Annotated in this window: 17 protein-coding genes and 1 tRNA gene; 17 read left to right on the forward strand and 1 reads right to left on the reverse strand. The window is 72.2% G+C overall.

What is annotated here, in order from left to right; genetic code table 11:
* Positions 1-2 precede the first annotated feature (2 nt).
* The 9 genes from KF823_10820 (at position 3) to KF823_10860 (ending at position 12,281) form a co-directional block, all read left to right on the forward strand.
* Positions 3-308, forward strand: a complete 306-nt coding sequence (locus KF823_10820; protein MBX3726394.1) for an integration host factor subunit alpha — start codon at positions 3-5, stop codon at positions 306-308.
* Positions 286-642, forward strand: a complete 357-nt coding sequence (locus tag KF823_10825) for a MerR family transcriptional regulator (protein ID MBX3726395.1) — start codon at positions 286-288, stop codon at positions 640-642. The genes KF823_10820 and KF823_10825 overlap by 23 nt, the downstream gene beginning before the upstream one ends.
* Positions 643-701: 59 nt before the next feature.
* Positions 702-1,145, forward strand: a complete 444-nt coding sequence (locus KF823_10830; GenBank protein ID MBX3726396.1) for a hypothetical protein — start codon at positions 702-704, stop codon at positions 1,143-1,145.
* A 92-nt stretch (positions 1,146-1,237) separates the two neighbouring features.
* Positions 1,238-1,314 (forward strand) — tRNA-Pro (locus tag KF823_10835).
* 60 nt (positions 1,315-1,374) lie between these two features.
* The gene (pip, locus tag KF823_10840; GenBank protein MBX3726397.1) at positions 1,375-2,331 is read left to right on the forward strand and encodes a prolyl aminopeptidase; all 957 of its coding nucleotides are present in this window, start codon (positions 1,375-1,377) and stop codon (positions 2,329-2,331) included.
* 400 nt (positions 2,332-2,731) lie between these two features.
* Positions 2,732-3,946, forward strand: a complete 1,215-nt coding sequence (locus KF823_10845; GenBank protein ID MBX3726398.1) for an acyl-CoA dehydrogenase family protein — start codon at positions 2,732-2,734, stop codon at positions 3,944-3,946.
* Positions 3,943-5,007, forward strand: a complete 1,065-nt coding sequence (locus tag KF823_10850; protein ID MBX3726399.1) for a phosphotransferase family protein — start codon at positions 3,943-3,945, stop codon at positions 5,005-5,007. Before KF823_10845 ends, KF823_10850 begins: the two co-directional genes overlap by 4 nt.
* Positions 5,004-9,686 (forward strand): glycosyltransferase, encoded by a 4,683-nt coding sequence (locus KF823_10855; protein ID MBX3726400.1) that lies wholly within the window; start codon positions 5,004-5,006, stop codon positions 9,684-9,686. Before KF823_10850 ends, KF823_10855 begins: the two co-directional genes overlap by 4 nt.
* A 147-nt stretch (positions 9,687-9,833) precedes the next feature.
* Positions 9,834-12,281, forward strand: a complete 2,448-nt coding sequence (locus KF823_10860; protein MBX3726401.1) for a hypothetical protein — start codon at positions 9,834-9,836, stop codon at positions 12,279-12,281.
* A gap of 131 nt (positions 12,282-12,412) precedes the next feature.
* On the opposite strand, the gene KF823_10865 is transcribed toward KF823_10860, so the two are convergent.
* Positions 12,413-13,915 carry an aminotransferase class III-fold pyridoxal phosphate-dependent enzyme gene (locus KF823_10865; protein MBX3726402.1) on the reverse strand — a complete coding sequence of 501 codons (1,503 nt, stop codon included), beginning with the start codon at positions 13,913-13,915 and terminating at the stop codon, positions 12,413-12,415.
* A gap of 273 nt (positions 13,916-14,188) precedes the next feature.
* Between KF823_10865 and KF823_10870 the strand changes: the two genes are divergently transcribed.
* From KF823_10870 to KF823_10905, 8 genes are all read left to right on the forward strand, one after another.
* A complete protein-coding gene (locus tag KF823_10870; GenBank protein MBX3726403.1) occupies positions 14,189-15,025 on the forward strand; it encodes an SDR family oxidoreductase in 837 nt (278 codons plus the stop codon).
* A gap of 105 nt (positions 15,026-15,130) precedes the next feature.
* Entirely contained in the window at positions 15,131-16,021 is an 891-nt protein-coding gene (locus KF823_10875) for an ABC transporter ATP-binding protein (protein MBX3726404.1), read from the forward strand.
* On the forward strand, positions 16,018-16,788 hold the full coding sequence (locus tag KF823_10880) for an ABC transporter permease (protein MBX3726405.1): 771 nt from the start codon (positions 16,018-16,020) through the stop codon (positions 16,786-16,788). The genes KF823_10875 and KF823_10880 overlap by 4 nt, the downstream gene beginning before the upstream one ends.
* Positions 16,789-16,858: 70 nt before the next feature.
* The gene (locus tag KF823_10885; protein MBX3726406.1) at positions 16,859-18,010 is read left to right on the forward strand and encodes a sensor histidine kinase; all 1,152 of its coding nucleotides are present in this window, start codon (positions 16,859-16,861) and stop codon (positions 18,008-18,010) included.
* Complete coding sequence (locus KF823_10890) at positions 18,007-18,609, forward strand: response regulator transcription factor (protein MBX3726407.1); 603 nt, start codon at positions 18,007-18,009, stop codon at positions 18,607-18,609. Before KF823_10885 ends, KF823_10890 begins: the two co-directional genes overlap by 4 nt.
* 480 nt (positions 18,610-19,089) lie before the next feature.
* Positions 19,090-20,124 carry a tRNA preQ1(34) S-adenosylmethionine ribosyltransferase-isomerase QueA gene (gene queA / locus KF823_10895; protein ID MBX3726408.1) on the forward strand — a complete coding sequence of 345 codons (1,035 nt, stop codon included), beginning with the start codon at positions 19,090-19,092 and terminating at the stop codon, positions 20,122-20,124.
* A gap of 7 nt (positions 20,125-20,131) precedes the next feature.
* Positions 20,132-20,722: a GNAT family N-acetyltransferase gene (locus KF823_10900; GenBank protein MBX3726409.1), complete on the forward strand. Its 591-nt coding sequence runs from the start codon at positions 20,132-20,134 to the stop codon at positions 20,720-20,722.
* A 113-nt stretch (positions 20,723-20,835) separates the two neighbouring features.
* The gene (locus KF823_10905) at positions 20,836-23,286 is read left to right on the forward strand and encodes an FAD-dependent oxidoreductase (GenBank protein MBX3726410.1); all 2,451 of its coding nucleotides are present in this window, start codon (positions 20,836-20,838) and stop codon (positions 23,284-23,286) included.
* Positions 23,287-23,412 lie beyond the last annotated feature (126 nt).

Genomic DNA, 23,412 nt, shown 5'->3' on the forward strand with positions numbered 1-23,412 from the left:
GGATGACCACGCTGACCAAGGCCGAGATGGCCGAGCGGCTGTTCCAGGAAGTGGGGCTGAACAAGCGTGAGGCGAAGGAGTTCGTCGACGCCCTGTTCGAGACCCTGCGCGCGGCCCTGGAGCGCGGTGAGCAGGTCAAGCTCTCGGGTTTCGGCAATTTCGAGCTTCGCCAGAAGAACCAGCGTCCCGGTCGGAATCCGAAGACCGGCGAGGAAATCCCCATTTCGGCCCGGCGGGTGGTCACCTTCCGCCCGGGTCAGAAACTGCGCGCACGGGTGGAAACCTATGTTGGATCCGACCAGCAATGACGAGCTGCCGCCAATCCCGGCCAAGCGCTACTTCACCATCGGTGAAGTCAGCGAGCTGTGCGCGGTCAAGCCGCATGTGCTGCGTTACTGGGAAACCGAATTCGCCAGCCTGAAGCCGGTCAAGCGTCGCGGCAACCGGCGCTACTACCAGCGCCAGGACGTGCTGATGATCCGCCAGATCCGCTCCCTGCTGTACGAGGAGGGCTTCACCATCGGCGGCGCCCGCCAGCGTCTGGAAGGCGAACAGGGCCGCATGGAGAACTCCATCGTCCAGCAGCTCGCCCGCCAGCTCCGCCTGGAGCTCGAGGAAGTGCTGCAGATCCTGCGTCGCTGATCGCCGCCGGTCTTGGGCCGGCCTCGGCCCGGCCCGGCACCGTGCGCCCGGGATGCACCGTGAAGGACATCGGCGCGGCTGGCGAACTTGCCCGCCCTGCGACGGTCCATCAGCCCTGGCGCTACCGCCACGATGCCAACGAGGTGCAGCCCATGACCCAGTACCGATCCAGCGCAACCCCGCGGGCGAAGGCGCTCACGCTGATTGCCGTGGGCCTGGCACCGCTGGGCTGGGCGCAGGCCAGCAACCAACCCGCGACGCTCGCCGGACCGGGCCCGTTCGTGTTCGGCCAGGTCAACGAGCTGGTCGCCGACCAGTACATGCTGGACACCCGGACCGGCCGGCTGTGGCGTCTGGTCGACACCGCCGACGGCACCGGCAGCGTGCTGGAACCGGTGCCCTATGCGCTGCCGGACGGCAGCAGCCAGCCGCTGCCGCCCGATGCGCAGCCCGGATTGCCGGTTCCCGCCGATCTCGTGCCCGTGGTTCCGCCCGGGCGCTGATGCACGCGCGGCCGTCCTCACTCCGCGGCCGCGCGGAAATCGCGTGACCGCGGCGGGCGGGCTTTGCTAGACTTGCGCGCTGATCGGAACGTCGGGGCGTAGCGCAGCCTGGTAGCGCACCACGCTGGGGGTGTGGTGGTCGCGAGTTCGAATCTCGCCGCCCCGACCATTTCCGTCAAAGCCATCGCCCGCCAGGCCAGGACCGCGCGGCAACGCAGCGAGCACCGGCATGAGCGTCGAGCACCGCCTGTACCCGGACATCGAGCCCTTCGACACCGGCTGGCTGCAGGTCTCGCCCCTCCATCGCATCCGTTACGAACAGAGCGGCAACCCGCAGGGCAAGCCGGTGGTCGGCCTGCATGGCGGTCCGGGCGCGGGCGCCTCGCCGCGCATGCGCCGCTTCTTCGATCCCGCCCGTTACCGCATCGTGCTGTTCGACCAGCGCGGCTGCGGGCGTTCGACGCCGCACGCCGAACTGGCCGAGAACACCACCTGGCACCTGGTCGACGACATCGAGGCGCTGCGCAGCCACCTGGGCATCGAGCGCTGGCAGGTGTTCGGCGGCTCCTGGGGGTCGACCCTGGCGCTGGCCTATGCGCAGCGCCATCCTTCGCGCGTCACCGAACTGGTCCTGCGCGGCATCTTCATGCTGCGTCGTGCCGAACTCGAGTGGTTCTACCAGCGCGGCGCCGACGCGCTTTTCCCGGACGCCTGGGAGGACTATGTCGCCGCGATCCCCGAGGTCGAGCGTGGCGATCTGATGGGCGCCTACCACCGGCGCCTGACCGGACCCGACGCGGAGCAACGACTGGCCGCGGCGATCGCCTGGACCACCTGGGAAAGCCGCACCAGCTTCCTGCTGCCCGATCCCGTGCATGTCGCCGCCACCCAGGCCGACGCCTTCGCCCTGGCCTTCGCTCGCATCGAGAGCCACTACTTCGTCAACGGCGGCTTCTTCGAGACCGACGGCCAGCTGCTGCGCGACATCGACCGCATCCGCCACATCCCCGCCACCATCGTGCAGGGCCGCTACGATGTGGTCTGCCCGATGCGCTCGGCCTGGGACCTGCACCGGGCCTGGCCGCAGGCCGAGCTGCGCATCGTCGACGATGCCGGCCACTCGGCGTTCGAGCCGGGTATCGCCGGCGCCCTGGTCGAGGCCACCGACCGCTACGCGCGCGCCTGACTGCGGGGCAGGGCGCTCGGTACGTCGCACTCGGCTGGGTCCCGGCCGGGGCGGGGCGCCGCGAGCGCTCGGCAGCGTGGTGTTGTACCGCCTGCAGGCGGACAATCGACCGCGCGACCGGTCGCCCAACCGGCCCCGTGCCGGAAGCGCACCTGCCCGGTGACCTGAAGCACTCGCCGAACGGCGATCCTGCCACTGGCGCATGACCCGGATGTCTGGTGACGGGAGGGTGCGAGGCCGTCGGGATCGTGCCGTCGTGCCGTCGTGCGGGCAGCGGACGATTGCGCGGCGATGGCCAGCCGGCACGTCGAGCGACCCCCCGGCAGCAGACCGTGCTGCGGCGCGAAGATCGGCGACCGGCGTGGCAGCCTCGTCGGACTTCCGGGTTAAGCTTGCGGCGATGTCCACCCTGGATCCCATCCCCGCGTTTCCCCCCGTCCCCGACGGCTTCGCCGCGCGGCTGTCGCGCCTGCGCGAACTCGTCGATACGCAGCTGCTGCCGCTGGACCCGCTGCTGCTCGCCGGACACCATGAGCAGTTGCTGTCGGAAATGGATGCGGTGCGTGCGCGCATGCGCGCGGAGGGTTTCTGGCTGCCACAGGTCCCGGTCGGGCACGGTGGCCAGGGCCTGGGGCTGTTCCTGCACGGGCTGGTCAGCGAGCAGCTCGGGCGCAGCCTGCTCGGCCACCTGGCCTGCAACTGCCAGGCGCCCGATGCCGGCAACATGGAGGTGCTGATCGAGCACGGCAGCGGCGAACAGCAGGCGCGCTTCCTGGCGCCGCTGCTGGCCGGCCGCGCGCGCAGCGCGTTCGCGATGACCGAGCCCGGCCAGGCCGGTTCCAATCCGCTGCTGCTGGAAGCCCGCGCGGTCGTCGACGGCGGCGACTACCTGATCGACGGGCACAAGTGGTTCACCACGGGCGCCGATGGCGCCGCCTTCCTGATCGTCATGGCGGTGACCGACCCCGACGCGCCGCCGCATCGCGCCGCCAGCCAGATCCTGGTGCCCATGGACACGCCCGGCGTGCGCCTGCTGCGCAACATCCCGGTGATGGGCGAGACCGGCTGGGGACCGTTCTCGCATGGCGAGTTGCTGCTCGAAGGCGTGCGGGTCCCGGTCGGCAACCGCCTGGGCGCGGCGGGCGAGGGCTTCTCGATCGCCCAGCAGCGCCTGGGCCCGGGCCGTATCCACCATTGCATGCGCTGGCTTGGCATCTGCGCGCGCGCCTTCGAACTGATGCTGGACCGGGTGCGCCAGCGCGCACTGGCACCTGGCCGGGTGCTCGCCGACGAGGGCGTGGTGCAGGCCTGGCTGGCCGACAGCCGGGCCGAGATCGATGCCGCCCGCCTGCTGGTGCTGGCCACTGCCGCGCGGATCGACCGCGAGGGCCAGAAGGCGGCGCGCGATGCCGTGTCGATGATCAAGTTCCATGTCGCCGGCGTGCTGCAGCGGGTGCTCGACCGCGCCCTCCAGGTGCACGGCGCGCTCGGGATGAGCGACGACACCCCGCTGGCCTTCTGGTTCCGCCACGAACGCGCGGCGCGCATCTACGACGGTCCGGACGAGGTGCACCGGGCGGCGCTGGCGCGCCGCCTGGTCGCCGGCGCGCGGTGAGCGGCGAGGACCTCATCGCGGTCCGCAAGGACGAGCGCCTTGACGAGGCGGCCGTTGCGGCGTGGCTGCGCGGGCAGGGCCTGCTTGCAGCGGGCGAGACCCTGACGGTGCGGCAGTTCGCCGGCGGCAAGGCCAACCTGACCTACCTGCTGGAACTCGCGGGTCGGCCGCTGGTGCTGCGCCGCCCGCCGCTGGGCCCGGTCGCGCCCGGCGCCCACGACATGGTCCGTGAGTACCAGGTGCTGTCGCGCCTTCACACGGGGTTCGACAAGGCGCCCAGGGCACTGGCGCTGTGCACCGACCTCGATGCGCTGGGCGCGCCGTTCTTCGTGATGACGCATCGCCCTGGGATCGTGGTGCGCGAGCGCATGCCTGCAGCATTCGCTGACGACCCGCGCTCGCCGACGGCCATGGCGGACGCTTTGGTCGATACTCTGGCCGAGTTGCATGCGGTCGATCCGTCGGCGGTCGGCCTGGCCGACCTTGGCCAACCCGAGGGATTCATGGCGCGCCAGGTCGCCGGCTGGTACCGGCGCTGGCAGGCTGCGACCGATTCGCCTCTGCCGGCCATGGACTCGTTGCACGACTGGCTCGCCGCGCGGGTGCCGGCACCGCAGCGCGTCGCCCTGGTCCACAACGACTACAAGCTCGACAACGTGGTGCTGGCCGCCGACGACCCCGGCCGCGTGGTCGCCGTACTGGACTGGGACATGTGCACCCTGGGCGACCCGCTGTCCGACCTGGGCGCGCTGCTCACCTACTGGATCGGGCCGGACGACCCGGCGCCGTTCCGGGCCATGGCGACCATGCCGGTCGATCCCCGCTTTCCGGACCGCGCCGCCCTGGTCGCGCGCTATGCGCAGCGGACCGGCCTGGACCTGTCCGGCATCGCCTGGTACCACGTGCTCGGCCTGTTCCGGCTGGCGGTGATCCTGGCACAGATCCATGTCCGCTGGCGCCGCGGCCAGACCGCCGATCCGCGCTTCGCGCGGTTCGGCGAGTTCGCAGCGCTTGCCGCCGATTGGGCGCTGCGGGTGGCCGGAGCGCAGAGGCGGGCATGAGGTCGGCGTCAGCGACAGCCGACGCTCTCGATGTCCTGATCGAGGGGCAGCTCAGGCGCGCCTTTGCCGAGCGCGAGGCGTGGCCGACCGGGCAGGCGACGCCGTCCCCCGCGCCCGCGGTGACCATCGTGATCCCGGTCTTCAATGCGCTCGCCCAGGCGCGCAGGTGTCTGGAGGCGGTGCTGGCGCACACCCACGCCAGGCACCGCATCCTCATCGTCGACGATGCGAGTACCGATCCCGGCGTCGGCCCCTGGCTGGCGGGTCTGCAAGGCGCCGGACGGCCGCTGGAGGTCAGACGCAACCCCGTCAATCTCGGCTACCTGGCGACCGTCAACCAGCAACTCGCGGGTCTCGCCGGCGACGTCGTTCTCCTGAACAGCGACACCGAGGTCACGGCAGGGTGGCTGGACGCGCTGGCGCGCGCCGCCTGCCGGCCTGGCGTGGGCATCGCCTGCCCGGTGACGGACCAGGCCGGTCCGCTTGGCGTGTTCGCCGACGTGCCCGTTTCGGACCCGGCCAGCTGCCCCGCCAGGGCGCGTGCTGCCGCGGGACCGGGTCCGCTGGCACTGCCGGTGGCGGTCGGCTTCTGCATGTACCTTCGCCGCCCGATGCTCGATGCCATCGGGCTTTTCGACACGGCGTTCGCGCCGGGCTATGGAGAGGAGAACGACTACTCGATGCGGGCCTGGCGGTCTGGCCATGCCGTGGTGGCGAGCCCCGATGCCGTCGTCCTGCACGCCGGCAGTGCCAGCTTCGGCGACGACGAGGAAATCCGTCGGCGCCGCGCCCTGCATGCGCGCCTGGTCGAGTCCCGATGGCCCGGCCACGACAGCCGGATCCGCGACTGGTGGCGCGACTGGCCGCTTCGCCCGCAGGCGATCCGGCTTGCGGTGCGCCCCGGCTCCGGTACCGGTCCCGGCGTACTCCACCTCATTCATGCCATCGATCGTCTCGGTGGCACCGAGATCCACACTGCCGCGCTCGCCCAGGCCCTGGCGCGCGACTTCGATGTCAGCATCGTCGCGCCCCAGGACCTGGGCGGTCGTTGGGGGGACCAGATCGTCCAGCGGGTCGGCGGCATCCGGCTGATCGGCCTCAATTCGGCGCACATCCGCCCCAACCAGCGCCTGCATGGCGGCGGCGTTGATCTCGCCGACCCGGGCGTCGAGCGCCGTTTCCTGCGCCTGCTCGAGGCAGGCGACTGGCCGCTGTTGCACGTGCATTCCCTGCTGAACTGGAACTCCCTGCTGCTGCCGTTGCTGGCACGCCGGGCAGGCGTCCGGGTGGCGATCACGCTGCACAGCCTGGAATCGGTGTGTGCGGACTTCACCCTGGTGCCGCCGGCGCTGGGAAGGGATTGCGGTCACCGCTATGGCGGCGACGATCCCGTCTGCGAGCCCTGCGTGGCGCAGCGCCTGCTGCGTCGTCGCGGCGTGGCGACGCCGCCGCCGGCTGCCCTGCTGGCATCACGGCGACACGCCTGGAAGCGGATACTGCAGGCCGCGGACGCGGTGGTCGCGCCCTCCCGATTCGCCCTGGAGCGGGTGGGCAGGGCGCTGGATCTCGATCTGTGCAGCCGCGGCCTGGTCATTCCTCATGGACTGCCGGCCCGGCCCCCGGTCCTGCCAGGGCCCTGCGGCGATGCCCGCTTCACCGTCGGGTTCCTGGGCGGCAGCTCCGCGGTCAAGGGCTTCGGTCTGGTGACGCGGCTTGCCGCCGATCCGAGTCTCGGCCACGTGGCGTTTCGGATCCACGGCGAAGTCGAGCCGGAGCGCCTGGCCGGCGCAGCGCAATCCAGGCTGGAGCTTCGAGGTTCCTACCGGCCCGATCAGCTGGCCGGCATTCTCGCCCCCCTGGACCTGGTGCTGCTGCCTTCGCAGGGCCTCGAGACCTACTCGCTGGTCCTGTCGGAATGCCGCGCGGCGACCGTTCCGGTGCTGGCCAGCCGCTCAGGCGCGTTGGCAGAGCGCGTCCGTGACGACATCGATGGCTGGCTGTTGCCTCCCGGGGATTTCGAAGCCTGGCGGAGGCAGCTGCTCAACTTGTCCGGAGCGGAGGGCCGAGCGCGCCTTGCGCGGGTCCGCGAACACCAGCGCAGGATGACGCCGCGCACCATCGAGGACAATGCAGCGGACTACCGTTCGCTCTATCGCGAGCTCCTGACCACGCCAGCCGCCCGTCGCGCCCCTGGCGGGGCCGGGATCGACCTCGCCAGCCGCCGTCTGCTGGCATCGCCGCCTGTGGCTGCGGCGGACGCCTGCCAGGATCTGCTGGCGGTCTCGGCCGCGCAATCACCGGCAGCGGTCGGTGCACTGCTGCTGGCCGACGAAGATGACATTTCTCGGACCGATGCCACGCTTCGAGCGCTGGAAACGGTGCTTCCCGGTTGCGAGCCGCTGCTTCTGCATCGCGGTGATCAGTCCCAGGCCGGACGACACGCACTGTTCGACCAGCTGAAGGCCAGCCCGGACAGATGGTGGCTGCTCCTGGAAGCCGGGGACATCCCGCTGTCGACTCTGCCGGCCCTGCTCGCCGAGGCCGGGCCGGACTGCGATCTCCTGCTCCCCGACGTCGCGTTGGCCGACAGCAGCGGCCGTCGTCATGGGATCCAGCAGGCGACACCTGCCGATCGGCTGCTGTCCTTGTCCGGAGGTGCCGGGCCGGCGACCGCGTGTGCCCGCGGCCGGCTGTTCGGGGCGCTGTCGGCGCATGGCCTCGGCTCGCCGGCCTTGCCCTACGCCCTGGTGTTGGCCGCCCTGCGCCTGGGGCGCACCGCGATCGCGCCAGGAAGGATCGGTGTGCAGCGCGATGACCGGCACCTTTCGCGCGGGCAGTCGGACACCGTGCTGGCGGAGCACCGGCGCTTGGCCAATCAGCTACGGGGTGCCCTGGACCTGCCTGGGGTCATCGTCGGCAATGGCGAGGCCCCGGGCTGGCGTTTCAGGCCGGACCCTGCGGCGAAGCGTGCGGTGGCTGTTCGATTGCATGGCGGGACGCCCGCTGCGATGGCGACGGCACTCGCTCGGCTGCGTGAGCGCATGCGCGATACAGGCGCCGACTGTGGCGTGCTCGGCCACGACCCCCTGCCGCCAGGATGCGAGCGCGTGGTGCTGCTGCACTGGGCTGCGGCGGCGCCGCAACCCGCACAGGTGGCCCGCCTGCTCGCCTGGCTTGAGCTGCCGGGTGTTGCGATGGTGGCACCGCGCCGGGTCGACCTGGCAGGCTCCGCGCTGCCCTCTGGCTGGCGATTCGATGGCCATCGCCTGCGAGCGATACCTGCGCCCGAGAGCGCCAGCGGTTGCGATCCCGGCGCCTGGGCGCCCATTCCCCGGTCGATGCCTGGCCTGGATGCCACCTGCCTGGCATTTCGTGCCGAAGGAGCGACCGCGCGCGACCTGGCCGATCTCGTCGACGCCGACCGCGCGCGTGGATTTCTCGCCCAGCAGCGCTGGCGCAGCGGTGGACACCTGCTTTGGCTGCCGGAGCCGACGCTGCGCCAGGCGGGCGAGTCCCCGACCAGCGCGGAGGCGCCGCCCGGGGTCCGGCGGGTCCTGGGTGCGCAGGGACTGGACCGGGGCAGGCCACCGGTCGACCATCGGTTTCGCCCCCTGCGGGGCGCTCGCGCATGCGAGGGGCCGCTTCGAGTCGCTGCGCTCACCCGCGACCACTGGGCGCCCAGCCGCTACCGCGTCGACCTGCCGCTGGCCGATCTGCACCGGTGCGGCGGCATCGCCGCGCCGGCCGTGTGGCGGCATGGCCTGGAACCGCTACCGTCGCTCTTCGAAGTTGCGGCGGTCTCGCCGAATGCCGTGCTGTTCCACGACGCATACGACGACCATGCGCTGGAGCTGATGCTGGCGCTCCAGCGCCAGTTGCCGGGTGTGCGACGTGTCGTCCTGATCGATGACCTGATCACCGACCTGCCGCCATGGCACCCAGGCCGGGCAAGGGTGGATGCCGGGCTGGCCGGCCGGATCGGCAGGCTGTGCGCGGCGGCCGACCTGCTCGTGGTGACCACGCCAGCCCTCGCCGACGCGTTCGGCGCTTCCGCTCGTTCGTGCATGGTGATCGGAAACGGATTGCCTGATCATCCCTGGCTGACCCTTGCGGCGGGCACCCGTCCTGAAGGGCGATCGAAGGCGCGCCAGGTCAGGGTCGGCTGGGCCGGGGCGCAGCAACACGCCGGCGATCTGGCCCTGCTCGACGAGATCGTTGCCGCGCGTCCTCACCTGGACTGGCGCTTCATGGGCCTGGCTCCCGAGGCTGCGCGGCGTCTGGGCAAGGCCTGCGCACCGATGGTCGAATTCGATGCCTACCCTGCGGCACTGGCGGCAATGGAACTCGACGTCGCCCTGGTGCCGCTTGCCGCGCACCCGTTCAATGACTGCAAGAGCGCGCTGAAGCTCCAGGAGTTCGGCGCGCTGGGGACTGCGGTGATCGCCAGCGATTGTCCCGCCTACCGCGATGTGCCCCTGACGCGCGTGGAAAGCCGTGCCGATGCCTGGCTTGCCGCGCTCGATGTCCTGGTCGGCGATGCGGATAGGCGTCGACGCGATGGCGAACGCTTGCGCGAATGGGTGCTGTCGCAGGGGATGGCCAGGCACCATCGACGCCGCTGGCTGGTCGCCTTGGGCGGCGATGGCGAAGTAGGTGAAACCGTCGCATCATCGCCGTAGACGCGTTCGCACCTTCGCAACGACTTGAATTCGATACTTCCAGTTGCGATCATCCCCGCGCAGACATCCGGCCAGCGCAGGCCGGCCGAAGCAGAGTGGTCGGACAGTTGCCAGCCAGGCGGCGGACCACACCGGGAGGCCCCGACAGTGAATATGCGACCTCTCAGCCGTGCGATCGGCCTTGCCTTCCTGGCTGCTGCTGCCGGGGTCTCAGCCCACCGCGGCACGGTGGTGCCTGGCGGGCCGGCAATTCAGGCCGGCCAGGGCGCTCCCGCCGCGGATGCGCCCGCAGAGGCCGAGGATTCCGGGCTGGCCGGGCTTGTCGCGTTGGAAAGCAGCCTGGACGACCCGCTGCTCTACCTCGATGCCGACGATGCCGAGCGGGGCCAGGGCGATTGCCCGGGTCCAAGCGGTTGTGTTGCGGACCTGGCGATCAATGCGCTGTTCCTGCCGGAGTTCGGCGATGGGCTGCCCCTGCGCAGCCGGGCCGCCGTTGCGACGGTGTCCAACCGGCCGCACAGCACCATCCCGGGCGAGGACATACGGGTTCGGGTGACCGTCTCGCCCGGCCACGAACTCGAAGGCCCCCGGTGCGAACCGGTTCCCGAAGAGCCCCGTACGGTCGTATGCCGGCTCGCGTCGCTGGCGGTGGGCGAGGAAACCTCGGTCCTGCTTCGAGCCCGCAACGTCGACGCGACCCAGGCGGACGGCTGGCTCCAGGCGCAGGTGCTCGCCAGCACCCCCGACCCCATCCCGGTCAACAACACCAGGGCGGCCGCGTTCGGAATCTCGACGAACCCCTCGCTGGTGCGCCTGGCAGGCATCGATGCCGCCGCCTGCCCCACCCTATCCATGCACCTGAGCGCGACGACGCTGTCGGGCGGGTTCCACCCGGCCCCCGTTCCCGGGGTCGACCAGTTCATGCTCCTGGACGATGACGTTGCGCCCCTCTCGGGGCCGGCGCTGGTGCCGTCCGGACAGGTGCCAGTGTCCGCCGTCTATCTCGTGGACGACAGCGCCAGTCTGCCGGCCTCGCTTCTGTCCCTGCAACTCGCCGTGGTCGCCGAGTCGGCATTCGACTGGTACCAGCGCGCCGCCAGCAACGGCTGGCCGCCCCCTGCGCTTGCCGTGACCTCGCTGAGCGCCGACACGCCGCCGGAACTGGTATCGGACTTCGAGGCACTGGAGGCTCAGCTTGCGCTGATCGAGGCGACTTCGGCGCCAGCCGACGCGCTGGCGCGAGCGGCCGCGGTCGCGCAGACCCTGTCCGGGCGACCGGGTCGACGGGGCGTCCTGCTGATGTTGGCCGGCACCAGCGTGCTGGGCAACGACGAGGTCGACCCCGTCGCTCCTGTTCGCGACTCCGATGTTCCCGTGCACCCGGTCGTGCTCGAGGCCGCCCTGGAACCCCTTGCCGAGCGCGTGGCCAGAGCCACCCGCGGCTTCCGGCAGGTGGTCTCGGCCGGAGATGTCCAGGCGGCGCTCGGTGCCGCGGTGCGCACCATCGAGGACGCAACCACGGTCGCCTGGGAGGTCAATGGCAACGGGGATCCGGCGCGACGGCTGCAGGTATCCGTGCCGAACCCGCCATTCGGCCTCGGTATCCAGACCCATTATTCGCAGGCCGGGACGCCCTGCGCCCAGACCTGCACCGTCGAGCGGGCAATCTCCGGTCCGGCCTATTCCCAGTCCACGCCCGCCCAGGTCAGGTTGAGCGTCGCCGCCTCACCCGATGCCACGCCGTTCACGTTGGTCGAGCAGTTGCCGAGCGGCTGGGTCGCAGTCGAGGTCGGGCAGGGCGGACACTACGACGCCTTCCAGCGACTCATCCAATGGGTCGGCGTGTCGGGCGCCGCGCCTGCGGAGTTCACCTACGCCATCGCTGGTCCTCAGAACGCCCCCTGGGGCATGTCGCGCGGAACCCTCAAGGGCGCGTTGATGCCATGGATGGCGGCGTCGTCTCCGACCTGTGGAGCTACCGGCGTCACGCAGATCTCCCGACATCCTGCGGACCTGTCCAGCAACGGCAGGGTGCAGCGCGGGCTGTTGCCGGCCTACACCGACGCCTGGCTGCATGGGCAGCCCTGGCCGTCCGGATGGGGCCTGGTGTCGGCGTCCCAACTCACCCGTGCGGCGCAGATCGCGGCGCTTGGCGGCACCTACCAGCAGGTTGGAGCCGCGCTGCCCTGGCGTGCGGTGGCCCATCCGCCGGGGCCTTACATCGCCTCGGCAGTGCGAACGGCGCCGGCGGTCTTCGTACCTGGGCAACCGGTGCGTGTCGAGCTGCGGGTCGAGCCGATGCCGGGCAGCCATGCCAGTGCGATCGAGGAGGTCCCGCCGGCGGGATGGCAGGTGTTGGAGATCGATCGCAGCGGTCGCTTCGACCCCATGACCCGCACCATCCGGTGGGGCCTCTACCATGGCGATCAGGCCCTGCAGGTGGCCTACACCCTGCTGCCGCCGCCCGATGCAGCGGGCGAGTTCGGAATCACCGGGCGCTACTTCGTGGATGGCGAGTGGGTCGCTTTCGCCGGCAACGCAACCCTGTTGCCCGGAGAGGACCTGCTGTTCGCCGACGGTTTCGAACAGCGCTGAGGCATCGGCGGCGCAGCGGCGCGGCGACAACCTGCCGCTGGCGCGCAGAACGTCAGCGCCCTCGATCGGCAGCCCGAAGGCGTGCATCGGACCCGCACGCCGGCTCCGTCCGCCGCGCGGTCTGGTCTCCCTCAGGCCGCCTGCTGCGCGTCCTGCGCCTTGCGCGGGCCTTCCAGAAGGGCCTTGCGGACACCGTCGACCAGCAGGGCGATCTCCTCGCCGGTGACGTTGAAGTGTGGGGTGAAGCGCAACGAGTTGGCGCCGCCGTGGATCACGCCCCAGCCGTGCTCGCGCAGGTACTCCTCGGTGCTGCCGGCGCCGTAGCACTTGAACTGCGGCGCCAGCTCGCAGGAGAACAGCAGGCCGGTGCCCTGCACGCGGGTGACCAGGCCGCCCAGCTCGCCGGCCAGCGCGGTCAGCCGCTGCACGGCCTCGCGGCCGCGCTCGACGATGTTGACGCGCAGCTCCGGGCTCAGGCTGGCGAGCACCGCGCAGGCGACGTCGAGGGCACGCGGGTTGGCGGTCATGGTGTTGCCGTAGACGCCCTTGCGGTACAGGTCGGCGGCGCGCTCGGTCACCGCCAGCACCGACATCGGGTACTGGCCGGCGTTGAGCGCCTTGGAGTAGGTCTCCATGTCCGGCGCCTCCAGGCCCTCGAAGCCCGGGTAGTCGACCACCGACAGCACGCCCTGGGCGCGCAGGCCGGCCTGGATGGAGTCGACCAGCAGCAGGGTGTCGTGGCGGCGGGTCAGCTCGCGGGCGGCGGCGTAGAACGCCGGCGTCAGCGCCTTGCCGGGATCGCCTTCGCCCATCACCGGCTCGACGAACATCGCCTCGATGAACCAGCCCTCGGCATCGGCCTGGGCGAACACGGCGCGCAGGGCCTCGACGTCGTAGGGATCGACGGTCAGCAGCTGGGCGTCGTGGTGCTTCCAGCTCGCCAGGTGCTGGGCATAGGTCTTGCGGGTGGAGTCCGAGTACAGCGCCGGCAGTTCGGTGCGGCCGTGGAAACCACCCTTGACCGCCAGGCGCTTGACCCGCTTGCCGGCATGACGGCCACCGGCATCGGTCTGCAGGCGGGTGTTGACGTCGGCGATGCGGCCGGCCAGCGAGACCGACTCCGAACCGGAGTTCAGGCACAGGAAGCGCGCGTACGGGCAGGCATCGCGGGTGTGGCCGATCTCCCGGCGCATCGCCTCGACGAAGCGGTGCTGGGCGAGCGAGGGCGTCATCACGTTGGCCATCACCTGCGGGCGGGACATCGCCTCGATCACCTGGGCCGGCGTGTGGCCGAAGCCGAGCATGCCGTAGCCGCCGGCGTCGTAGACCACCGCGCCCTTCAGGGTGACGATCCACGGCCCGGCCGCGGCCAGGGCGACGTAGGGATTGACCGCATCGTCGGGGTAGAAGTTGACGAAGCCGGCCTGCATGCGGCGCACCTGCTCGTGCTCGTCGAGGTCGGGCAGGTCCGAGCCTTCGGCGCGCAGCGCCTCGAAGGCGGCGACCGCGGCCCGGATCGCTTCCTGCAGGTCGCGGTCGTCGAGGAACGGCGCCAGCGCCTGCGCGGACAGGCCGACGGTACGGGCGGCGCCGGCGGAATCGCGCAACGGCTTGAGCTTGGCCAACAGGTCCATCGGATACCTCGCGGGAAGGGGCGTGGCGGCGGGACGGCCCGGCAGGGCGGTCGGCGCGGGGCACGGAGGCGGCCGCAACGCATTGATTCGGGGGCGCAAGTGTAGCATGCGCCCCTCCGGTGCCGGGCCACGGCGGGCTCGGGCTATGCTTCCGGGCCAGGTCGCGGGGCAGGGCCGACGGCACCGCCGAGGCCCGCCCGCGACCGCCTCCGGCCTGCGCCGCCGGGCGCCGGCCTCCGCGCCCCGATCACCCGTCCCCCGTGGAGTCCCGCCATGCAGTCAAGCTTCGATCTCAGCGGCAAGGTCGCCCTGGTCACCGGCGCCTCGCGCGGCATCGGCGAAGCGATCGCCCACGGCCTGGCCGGTGCCGGCGCCGCGGTGGTGCTGACCGCCCGCAAGCAGGGCGACCTCGATGCCGTCGCCGCGGCGATCGCCGCGGCGGGCGGGCGCGCCCTGGCGGTGGCCGCCCACAGCGGCGACGAGGCCGCGGTCCGGGCCGCGGTGGCGGCCGGCGTCGAGGCCTTCGGCGGCCTCGACATCCTGGTCAACAACGCCGCGACCAATCCGCACTTCGGGCCCTTGCTGGCGGCCGACGACGCGGCCTGGGACAAGACCCTGGACACCAACGTCAAGGGCTACGTGCGCTGGGTGCGCGCGGCGCTGCCGGCGATGCGCGCGCGCGGCGGCGGCAAGGTGATCAACCTGTCCTCCATCCTCGGCCGTCGCGCTGCCCACGGCATGGGCGTGTACTGCGTCTCGAAGGCCGCGGTGCTGATGCTGACCCAGGCGCTGGCGATCGAGCTGGCCCCGGACCAGGTCCAGGTCAATGCCATCGCGCCGGGCTTCGTCCGGACCCGGTTCAGCGCCAGCCTGTGGGACGAGCCGCGCCGGGCGGCGGCCCTGGTCTCGCGCATTCCGCAGCGCCGCATCGCCGAGCCCGAGGCGATCGTCGGTGCGGCCCTGTACCTGGCCAGCCCGGCCGCAGACTTCTGTACCGGCGCGACGCTCGAGGTCGACGGTGGGCAGCTGGCCGGGGCCCTGGCGATCCCGGGATTCGCCGAGGCGGTGTCGGCGATGGCGGCAGGCGCGCCGTCCGCCACCGGCGACTGAGGCGCCGGCCGCGCTGACAGGTGTCATCGACGCCGGCTGACCTGGGAGGCTGCCGGCCCCCGTGCCTGGGGCGGACACTGGCTCCGCACTCACGGGAGCCCATCGATGGAACCGGTACTGGCCGAATTGCGCGGCATCCACAAGCGTTACGGCAGCACGATCGCCCTGACCGGCGTCGACCTCGAGCTTCGCCGCGGCGAGCTGCTGGTGCTGCTGGGCGGCAACGGCGCCGGCAAGACCACGGCGATCGGCATCCTGCTCGGGCTGCTGCGCGCCGATGCCGGCAGTGTGGCGCTGTGCGGCGGCAGTCCGGACCAGCGTGCCGCGCGGGCCCAGGTAGGGGCCATGCTGCAGACCGGCGGCGTGCCCGAGACGCTGCGCGTCGGTGAACTGCTCGACCTGTTCGGCAGCTATTACCCCGCGCCCTTGCCGGTCGCCGAGGCGGCGCGGATGGCCGGGGTCGGCGACCTGCTCGATCGTCCTTACCGGAAGCTGTCGGGCGGACAGCAGCGGCGCGTGCAGTTCGGCCTGGCCGTGGTCGGCCGCCCGGCGCTGCTGGTCCTCGACGAACCCACGGTGGGTCTGGACATCGAGGCCCGGCATGGATTCTGGGAGGGCCTGCGCGCCCTGGTCCGGGCCGGCACCGGCGTGCTGCTGACCACGCACTGGCTGGAAGAGGCGCAGGCCCTGGCCGACCGGGTCGCGGTGCTCGCGCGCGGCCGGGTGGTCGCAGTGGACACCCTGGCCGGCATGCAGGCCAGGGGCGGCGAACGCCGTGTGACCTGCCGCACCCGCCTGGCACCGACGCAGGTCGCGGCCTGGCCGGGCGTCAGCGAGGTCCGGACCGGCGACGACGGTTGTCTGGCCCTGATGGCCGCCGATGCCGAGGCGGTGGTGCGCAGGCTGCTGGAGCGCGACCCCGACCTGTCCGACCTCGAGGTCCGGCGCAGCGGTCTGGCAGAGAGATTTCTTGAACTCACTTCGGAGGCGGCATGAACATCCTGGCCGATGCCGTGGCGACGGCACCGCGCAACCCCTGGGCGCGCGAGATCCGCTACGAATTCCTGCGCCTGCTGCGCACACCGGGGTTCGCGCTGCCGACCCTGCTGTTCCCGCCGATGTTCTACGTGCTGTTCGCCCTGCTGTTGCCGATGGGCCGCAGCGGCAACTGGCAGGCAGCCCACTACCTGCTGGCCACCTACACGGTGTTCGGTGTGATGGCGCCCGGCCTGTTCGGCTTCGGGGCCACGGTGGCGGTCGAGCGCGAGCAGGGCTGGCTGCGCCTGAAGCGCGCCGCGCCGATGCCGGCCGGGGCCTGGCTGCTGGCCAAGGCGGTGATGGCGGTTGGCTTCGCCCTGCTGGTGTTCGCGATCATGGCGGCGCTGGCAGCCGGTGCCGGCGGCGTGCGCCTGCCGGCGAGCGCCTGGCTGGCGCTGGCGGCGGTCGCCGGCCTGGGCGTGCTGCCGTTCTGCGCCGCCGGCCTGTGGATCGGTCTGGTCGCCAGCGCCCAGGCGGCACCGGCCATCGTCAACCTGGTCTACCTGCCGATGGCCTTCCTGTCCGGACTGTGGTTCCCGTTGATGCTGCTGCCGGCGCCGGTGCAGGCGATGGCGCCTCTGTGGCCGGCGTATCATCTCGGCCAGCTGGCGCTGGCGGCGGTCGGGCAGGGCAGCAGCAGCGCCCCGGCGCTGCATGCGCTGGCACTGCTCGCCTTCGGCGGTGTGTTCGCCGGGCTGGCGGCCCGGGCGCTGCGCCGGGCGTGACAGGGCGCTGACAGGACCGGGAGACGGCAGTGGAAGCGCGAGAGAGGGCAGGGCGATGGCGGCAGACGGCGTGAAGTCACTCGGCTTGCGGCTGCGCGCGTGGCTCTTGCCGGCGGCGGTGGTGGAGACCCTGGGCTGGATGCCGATGCTCTGGCTGGCCTACCTGGGCTTCCTTTTCGTCCTGCCGGTGGCCACGGGCTTCGACGACACCCGCATGTGGCAGGCGACGGTGGCGACCGTGCCGCCGTTCCTGTGGCTGTACTTCCGCGCCTTCCGGCATCAGGGCTGGCCACTGCTGCCGTGGCTTCTGGCGATCGCCGCGCTGTCCTTCGTGCTGACACCGTTCAATCCGTTCGGCAACAGCTACCTGATCTACGCCGCGGCGTTCGCGCCGCTGCTGGGCTCGCTGGCCCGCGCCCTCGCCGTGCTCGGCGTCGTGCTGGCGCTGTACGCGCTGCAGGCCTGGTGGCTGGCCACCGGCTTGATCCCGCCGCTGATCGCCCTGCTGGTCGGCACCTCGGTGTGCCTGGCCAACCACTTCTACCTGGTCAAGCACCGCCAGGATGGCGAGCTGCGCCTCGGCCTGGAGGAGGTGCGGCGGCTGGCGGCGGTGGCCGAGCGCGAGCGCATCGGCCGCGACCTGCACGACCTGCTCGGCCATACGCTGTCGCTGATCGCCCTGAAGAGCGAGCTGGCCAGCCGTCTGCTGGCAAGCGACCCGGCTGCGGCGCAGGCGGAGGTGGCCCAGATCGAGCAGGTCGCGCGCGATGCCCTGGCCCAGGTGCGCCGCGCGGTGACCGGCATCCGCGCCGCCATGCTGCGACCGGAGCTGGCGTCGGCGCGCCTGCTGCTGGGCGGTGCGGGTGTCGAGCTGGACGAGCGACTCGACGACGGTCACGAGCTGCCGCCCGACATCGAGACCTGTCTGGCGCTGGTGCTGCGCGAGGCGGTCACCAACGTGCAGCGCCACGCGCGCGCCGCGCGTGTCGAAGTCAGGTTATGGCAAGCGGCCGGCGCAGTCGTGCTGGAGGTCGCGGACGACGGCCGGGGTGGCGCGCGCCGGCGCGGCAACGGTCTGGACGGCATGGTCGAACGGCTGGCCGCACTGGGCGGCAGCCTGGAGATGGACTCGCCCCCCGGGGGCGGCACCCGCCTGCGCGCGCGGGTGCCCTTGCCTGCGACCCTGGCGTCGTCGCTGGACGCCCAGCGGAGCGCGGCATGATCCGCTTCGTGCTGGCCGAGGACCAGGGAATGGTGCGCGGTGCCCTGGCGGCGCTGCTGCGCCTGGAGCCCGATCTCCAGCCGGTCGCCGAGGTGGCCGATGGCGAGGCTGCCTGGCGTGCGGTGCGCGAGCAGGCGCCCGATCTGCTGGTCACCGACATCGAGATGCCCGGGTTGACCGGCCTGGAGTTGGCCCAGCGCATCCAGCGCCACGCGCTGGCGACCCGGGTGGTGATCGTCACCACCTTCGCGCGTGCCGGCTACCTGCGCCGGGCCCTCGACGCCGGTGTCGCCGGCTACCTGCTCAAGGATGCCCCGGCCAGCCAGCTGGCCGAGGCGATGCGCCAGGTGCATCGTGGCGGCCGCGCCATCGACCCGCAGCTTGCGGTCGACGCCTGGGGGGAACCCGACCCGCTGACCGAGCGCGAGCGCCAGGTGCTGCGACTGGCCGGCGAGGGCCTGGGCGCCAACGACATCGCCGCCCGCTTGAACCTCAGCCACGGCACCGTCCGCAACTACCTGAGCGAGGCGATCGGCAAGCTCGGCGTCGGCAACCGCATCGAGGCCTACCGGCTGGCGCACCAGAAGGGCTGGCTCTAGCAGGTTGTTGAAAAACAGCCTGCTGGCGGCGGCCATGGATGGCCGCTCGGCGAAGCTGCGTAAGCAGTTGATTCGACGGGAGCCCGTCCGGACCTGCGCCGGACGGGCGACTTGAAAATCGACCAGGAAGGTCGTTTTTCAACAAGCTGATAGTCCGGATCCAACCCGGGGCCGCTGCTGCGGTCGCCGATGTCCGCGCGGGTGTACGGTCTGTGCCCGCAATCCGGATCGATGTCCCGTCGACTCCGGATCAGCTTTCCCAGCGGTTGGCCCGCACCGCGACGCGACCCCGACACCCGCGCTTGCGCGTCCCCCGACGAGCCGGCTGGCCGGATGTCTTCCCGGCGGCGCCCGACCGCGTCTCCTCGCTGCCGAAACGCATAAGGTGCGGGAAGCACGGGCCGGCCGTGAGCCCCGCGCGCGCCGTCCGCAGACCGCACGCTTCCCCCGGGACGCTCACGCGGGCATCATCGCCGCGCAATGAAGCGCACCGACTTCCATTTCGACCTGCCGCCGGCGCTGATCGCGCAGGCACCGCTGCTCGGGCGCAGCGATGCCCGCCTGCTGCACCTTCCCGCCGACGGCGACCTGGCCGATCGCGCGATCCGCGACCTGCCGGATCTGTTGTCGCCCGGCGACCTGCTGGTGTTCAACGACACCCGGGTGCTGCCGGCGCGGCTGCATGCCCGAAAGCGCACCGGCGGCGTTGCCGAGATCCTGGTCGAGCGCCTGCTCGGCGGTGCCGAGGTGCGCGCCCTGCTCGGCGTCAGCAAGAAGCCGCGGCCGGGCGACCGGCTCGATCTCGAGGACGGCAGCCAGGTCGAGGTGCTGGGCCGCGACGGCGCCTTCTTCCACCTGCGTTTCGCCGACGACCTGCCGCTGGCCGAGCGCCTCGAGCGCCTTGGCCACATGCCGCTGCCGCCCTACATCGCCCGGGACGACGACGCCGCCGACCGCGAGCGTTACCAGACGGTGTTCGCGCGCGCGCCCGGCGCGGTGGCGGCACCGACCGCCGGCCTGCATTTCGACCAGGCGCTGCTCGACGCCCTGCGCGAGCGCGGCGTCGAGACCGGCGCGATCACCCTGCACGTCGGCGCCGGCACCTTCCAGCCGGTGCGGGTCGACGACATCCGCGAGCACCGCATGCACAGCGAGTGGCTGGAGGTCGACGCCGCGCTGTGCGAGCGGATCGCCGCCACCCGTGCCCGCGGCGGCCGCGTCGTCGCCGTGGGGACCACCGTGGTACGGGCGCTGGAGTCGGCCCGCCAGGGCGGTCCGGCACCGCGACCCTTCGCCGGCGAGACCACCATCTTCATCCACCCGGGCTACCGTTTCGCCAGCGTCGACCTGCTGCTCACCAACTTCCACCTGCCCGAGTCGACCCTGCTGATGCTGGTCAGCGCCTTCGCCGGCCGCGAGCGGGTCCTGGCGGCCTATGGTCACGCCGTCCGCCAGCGCTATCGCTTCTTCTCCTACGGCGATGCCATGCTGGTGGCGCACCTGCCGACCAGCTGAGCCCACCATGGCCGAGATCCGCATCCTCAGCGGCACCGAAGTGACGCCCCACCTGGACGACCTGGCGCGCCTTCGGATCGCCGTGTTCCGCGACTTCCCCTATCTTTACGACGGCGACCCGGCCTACGAGCGGACCTACCTGTCCACCTATGCCGGCAACCCGGGCAGCGTGTTCGTGCTCGCCCTCGACGAGGGTGCCGTGGTCGGGGCCGCCACCGGGGTGCCGATGGCCGGCGAGCCGGAGACGGTGCAGGGGCCGTGGCGCCAGGCCGGCATCGACCCGGCCACGGTGTTCTACTTCGGCGAGTCGGTGCTGCTGCCGCGCTGGCGCGGGCAGGGCATCGGCCATGCCTTCTTCGATGCCCGGCAGGCCCATGCCCGGGCGCTGGGCGGTTTCCGCCTGACCTGCTTCTGCGCGGTCGAGCGTCCGGCCGACCATCCTCTGCGGCCGCCCGGCTGGCGTCCCCTGGACGGCTTCTGGCAGTCGCGCGGCTACCGCCGCCACGACGACCTCGCCTGCACCCTGCACTGGCGCGAAGTCGGTTCGGATGCGGAGACGCCGCACCGTCTTGCGTTCTGGTCACGGCCCGAGGCCTGACCGGGGTCTCGCACAGGGCAATCGCCTGCGCCGCAGGCGCAGGGCTCGCCCCAGCTCGGTCCAGAATGCGGGGCAGGGAACCTTTCCCCGGCGTTCACCGGTCGTCTGCTGACATGGTCGCCATGTCATTCGACAGCGCCGCTGCCAGTCTGCCCCACGTGTTGCCTTCACACCTGGCCGAGCGGGTGAGGCAGATCAACCCCGGCCCGCTGCGGGGCGGGGGCGAGTTCGTGCTGCTGTGGCTGCACCATGCCTGTCGCGACCACGACAATCCGGCACTGGATGTCGCCCTGCACCTGGCCGCCGACCTCGACAGGCCGGTACTCGCCTACCAGGGCCTGGGCAGCGGTCACCGCCACGACAACGACCGCCACCATGCCTTCATCCTGCAGGGCGCGCGCGCCCTGGCGCCGGCGCTGGCCCGTCGCGGCGTCAGGTCGGTGTTCTGGCTGCCGATGACGGAGCCCGATGGCGGCGTCGAGGCGGGGCCGGCGCGGTCGCCCCTGGCCGCGCTGGTCCGCCGTGCCTGCGTGGTGGTCACCGACGACATGCCGGCGCCGCCCTGGCCGCGCTGGCTGTCCGGACTGGCGGCGCGGGTGCCGACGCCGCTGCTGGCGGTGGACAGCGCCTGCATCGTGCCGATGGCGCTCAGCCGGACGCCGCCGCAGCGCGCCTTCGCGTTTCGGGAGCGGCTCTGGCACGAGCTGCAGGCGCGCCTCGACGGCGACTGGCCCGCCGCGCCCGACGCCTCGCCGTTCACCGGCGACCCGGGGTTCGCGCCGTTCGACCTCGCAGGCGACCTGGCCCGGGCCATCGGTCGCTGCCGGATCGACCACCAGGTGGCGCCGGTGGCGCACACGCCGGGCGGCAGCGAAGCCGGCTACCGTCGCTGGCAGGCATTCCGCGCGTCCGGACTGGCCGACTACCACCGACTGCGCAACGACGCAGCCGTGGCGTTTCCCCAGGGCGTTTCCAGGTTGTCCGCCTACCTGCACCACGGCATGGTGTCCGCGCGCCGGATCGCCCGCGAGGCCCGTGAGGCCGGCGGTGCCGGGGCGGCGAAGTTCCTGGACGAGCTGTGGACCTGGCGCGAACTCGCCTGGCACTGGTGCGCCCGGGTGGATGATCCGGGCACGCTGGATGCGCTGCCGGACTGGGCCCGCGACACCCTGCGCGCCCACACCGACGACCCCCGGCCGGCGTGGCGCGACCTCGATGCCCTCAGCTCGGGACGCAGCGGTGTGGCGTTGTGGGACCTGGCGCAACGCAGCCTGGTGCGTCATGGCGAGCTGCACAACAACCTGCGGATGAGCTGGGGCAAGGTCCTGGCCGGCTGGTCGAGGAATCCGGCGCAGGCCCTGGCGCGCCTGCTGGAACTCAACCACCGGTTCGCACTGGATGGCAGCGACCCAGCCTCGTACGGCGGCCTGCTCTGGTGCCTGGGGCTGTTCGACCGCCCGTTTCCACCGGCACGGCCGGTCACCGGTACGGTGCGGCAGCGTTCGCTCGCGGCGCACGGCGCGCGCCTCGACCTGCCGGCCTGCGCCCGTCGTGTCGACCTGCCGTCGACCGGCAGGGCCCGCAACGTGGCCATCATCGGCGGCGGCATCGCCGGCGCCGCCGCCGCCCGCGTCCTTGCCGATGCCGGTCATAGGGTCTGCGTGCTGGAGAAGTCGCGCGGCGCGGGCGGACGCATGGCGACCCGTCGCGAGGCGGGTCTGGCCTTCGATCACGGCGCCCAGTTCATCACCGTGCGCGATCCGCGCTTCCGCGCCCAGGCAAGGCGCTGGCGCGAGGCGGGACTGCTGGTGCCGTGGCGGCCGCGATCGGCGGGACCCGACGAGGGCCGCGAGCGACTGCTGGCGGTGCCCGCCATGAACGCGCTCGCCGCCCACCTGCTGACCGGCATCGAGTTGCGCACCTCGACGACGGTAGGCAGCCTGTCGCGGCACCCGGACGGCTGGCGGGTCATGGGTGCGGAGGGCGGCGAGCTGGCGTGCGCGGACGCGGTTGTGGTCACCGCGCCCGCACCGCAGTCCGCCAGCCTGCTGCGCGAGCCGGCTCCGGCCCTTGCCGCCCTGCTCGACGAGGTGGGCTACGAACCCTGCTGGGCCGCCCTGCTTTGCCTGGAAGCGCCGGTGCCGGACGTCGAACTCCTGCGCGGCGGCCCGGATGCGCCGCTGGCGCTGGCCAGCGCCATGGCCAGTCGCGCCGGTCGCCCCCAGGCCCCGGCCTGGGTCGTGCATGCCGGTGCCGGCTGGTCGCGCCGCCACCTGGAGGCGACTCCAGAGCAGGTGCTTCCCGTGCTGGTCGATGCCTTCCTGGCCGCCGCCGGCCTTCCCGCCAGTGCGGTCCGCTCGGCCAGTGCCCATCGCTGGCGCTACGCGCTGTGCAGCTCACCGCTGCAGCGGCCGATGCTGCACGATGCCGGACTCGGGCTTGCGGTCGCCGGGGATGGCCTGCTGGGCGGCCGCGTGGAATCGGCGTGGCTCAGCGGCGTGGCGGCGGCAGCTGCGCTGCTGCGGCACTGGCACCTGGACGAGAGCGGTGCACCGGCGGCGTGAGCGGCTGTCGCGACGGCGACGCCGGCCGGCGACAGGTTGCCTGGCCAGGGGTGGCACCGGCGCCCTGGCGGGTGGCGAAAGCGACCGTGGGCGGGCGCATGGCAAAGCTGTCATCTTGCTGTAACT

The organism is Lysobacterales bacterium, assembly GCA_019634735.1.
Classification (GTDB): Bacteria; Pseudomonadota; Gammaproteobacteria; order Xanthomonadales; family UBA2363; genus Pseudofulvimonas.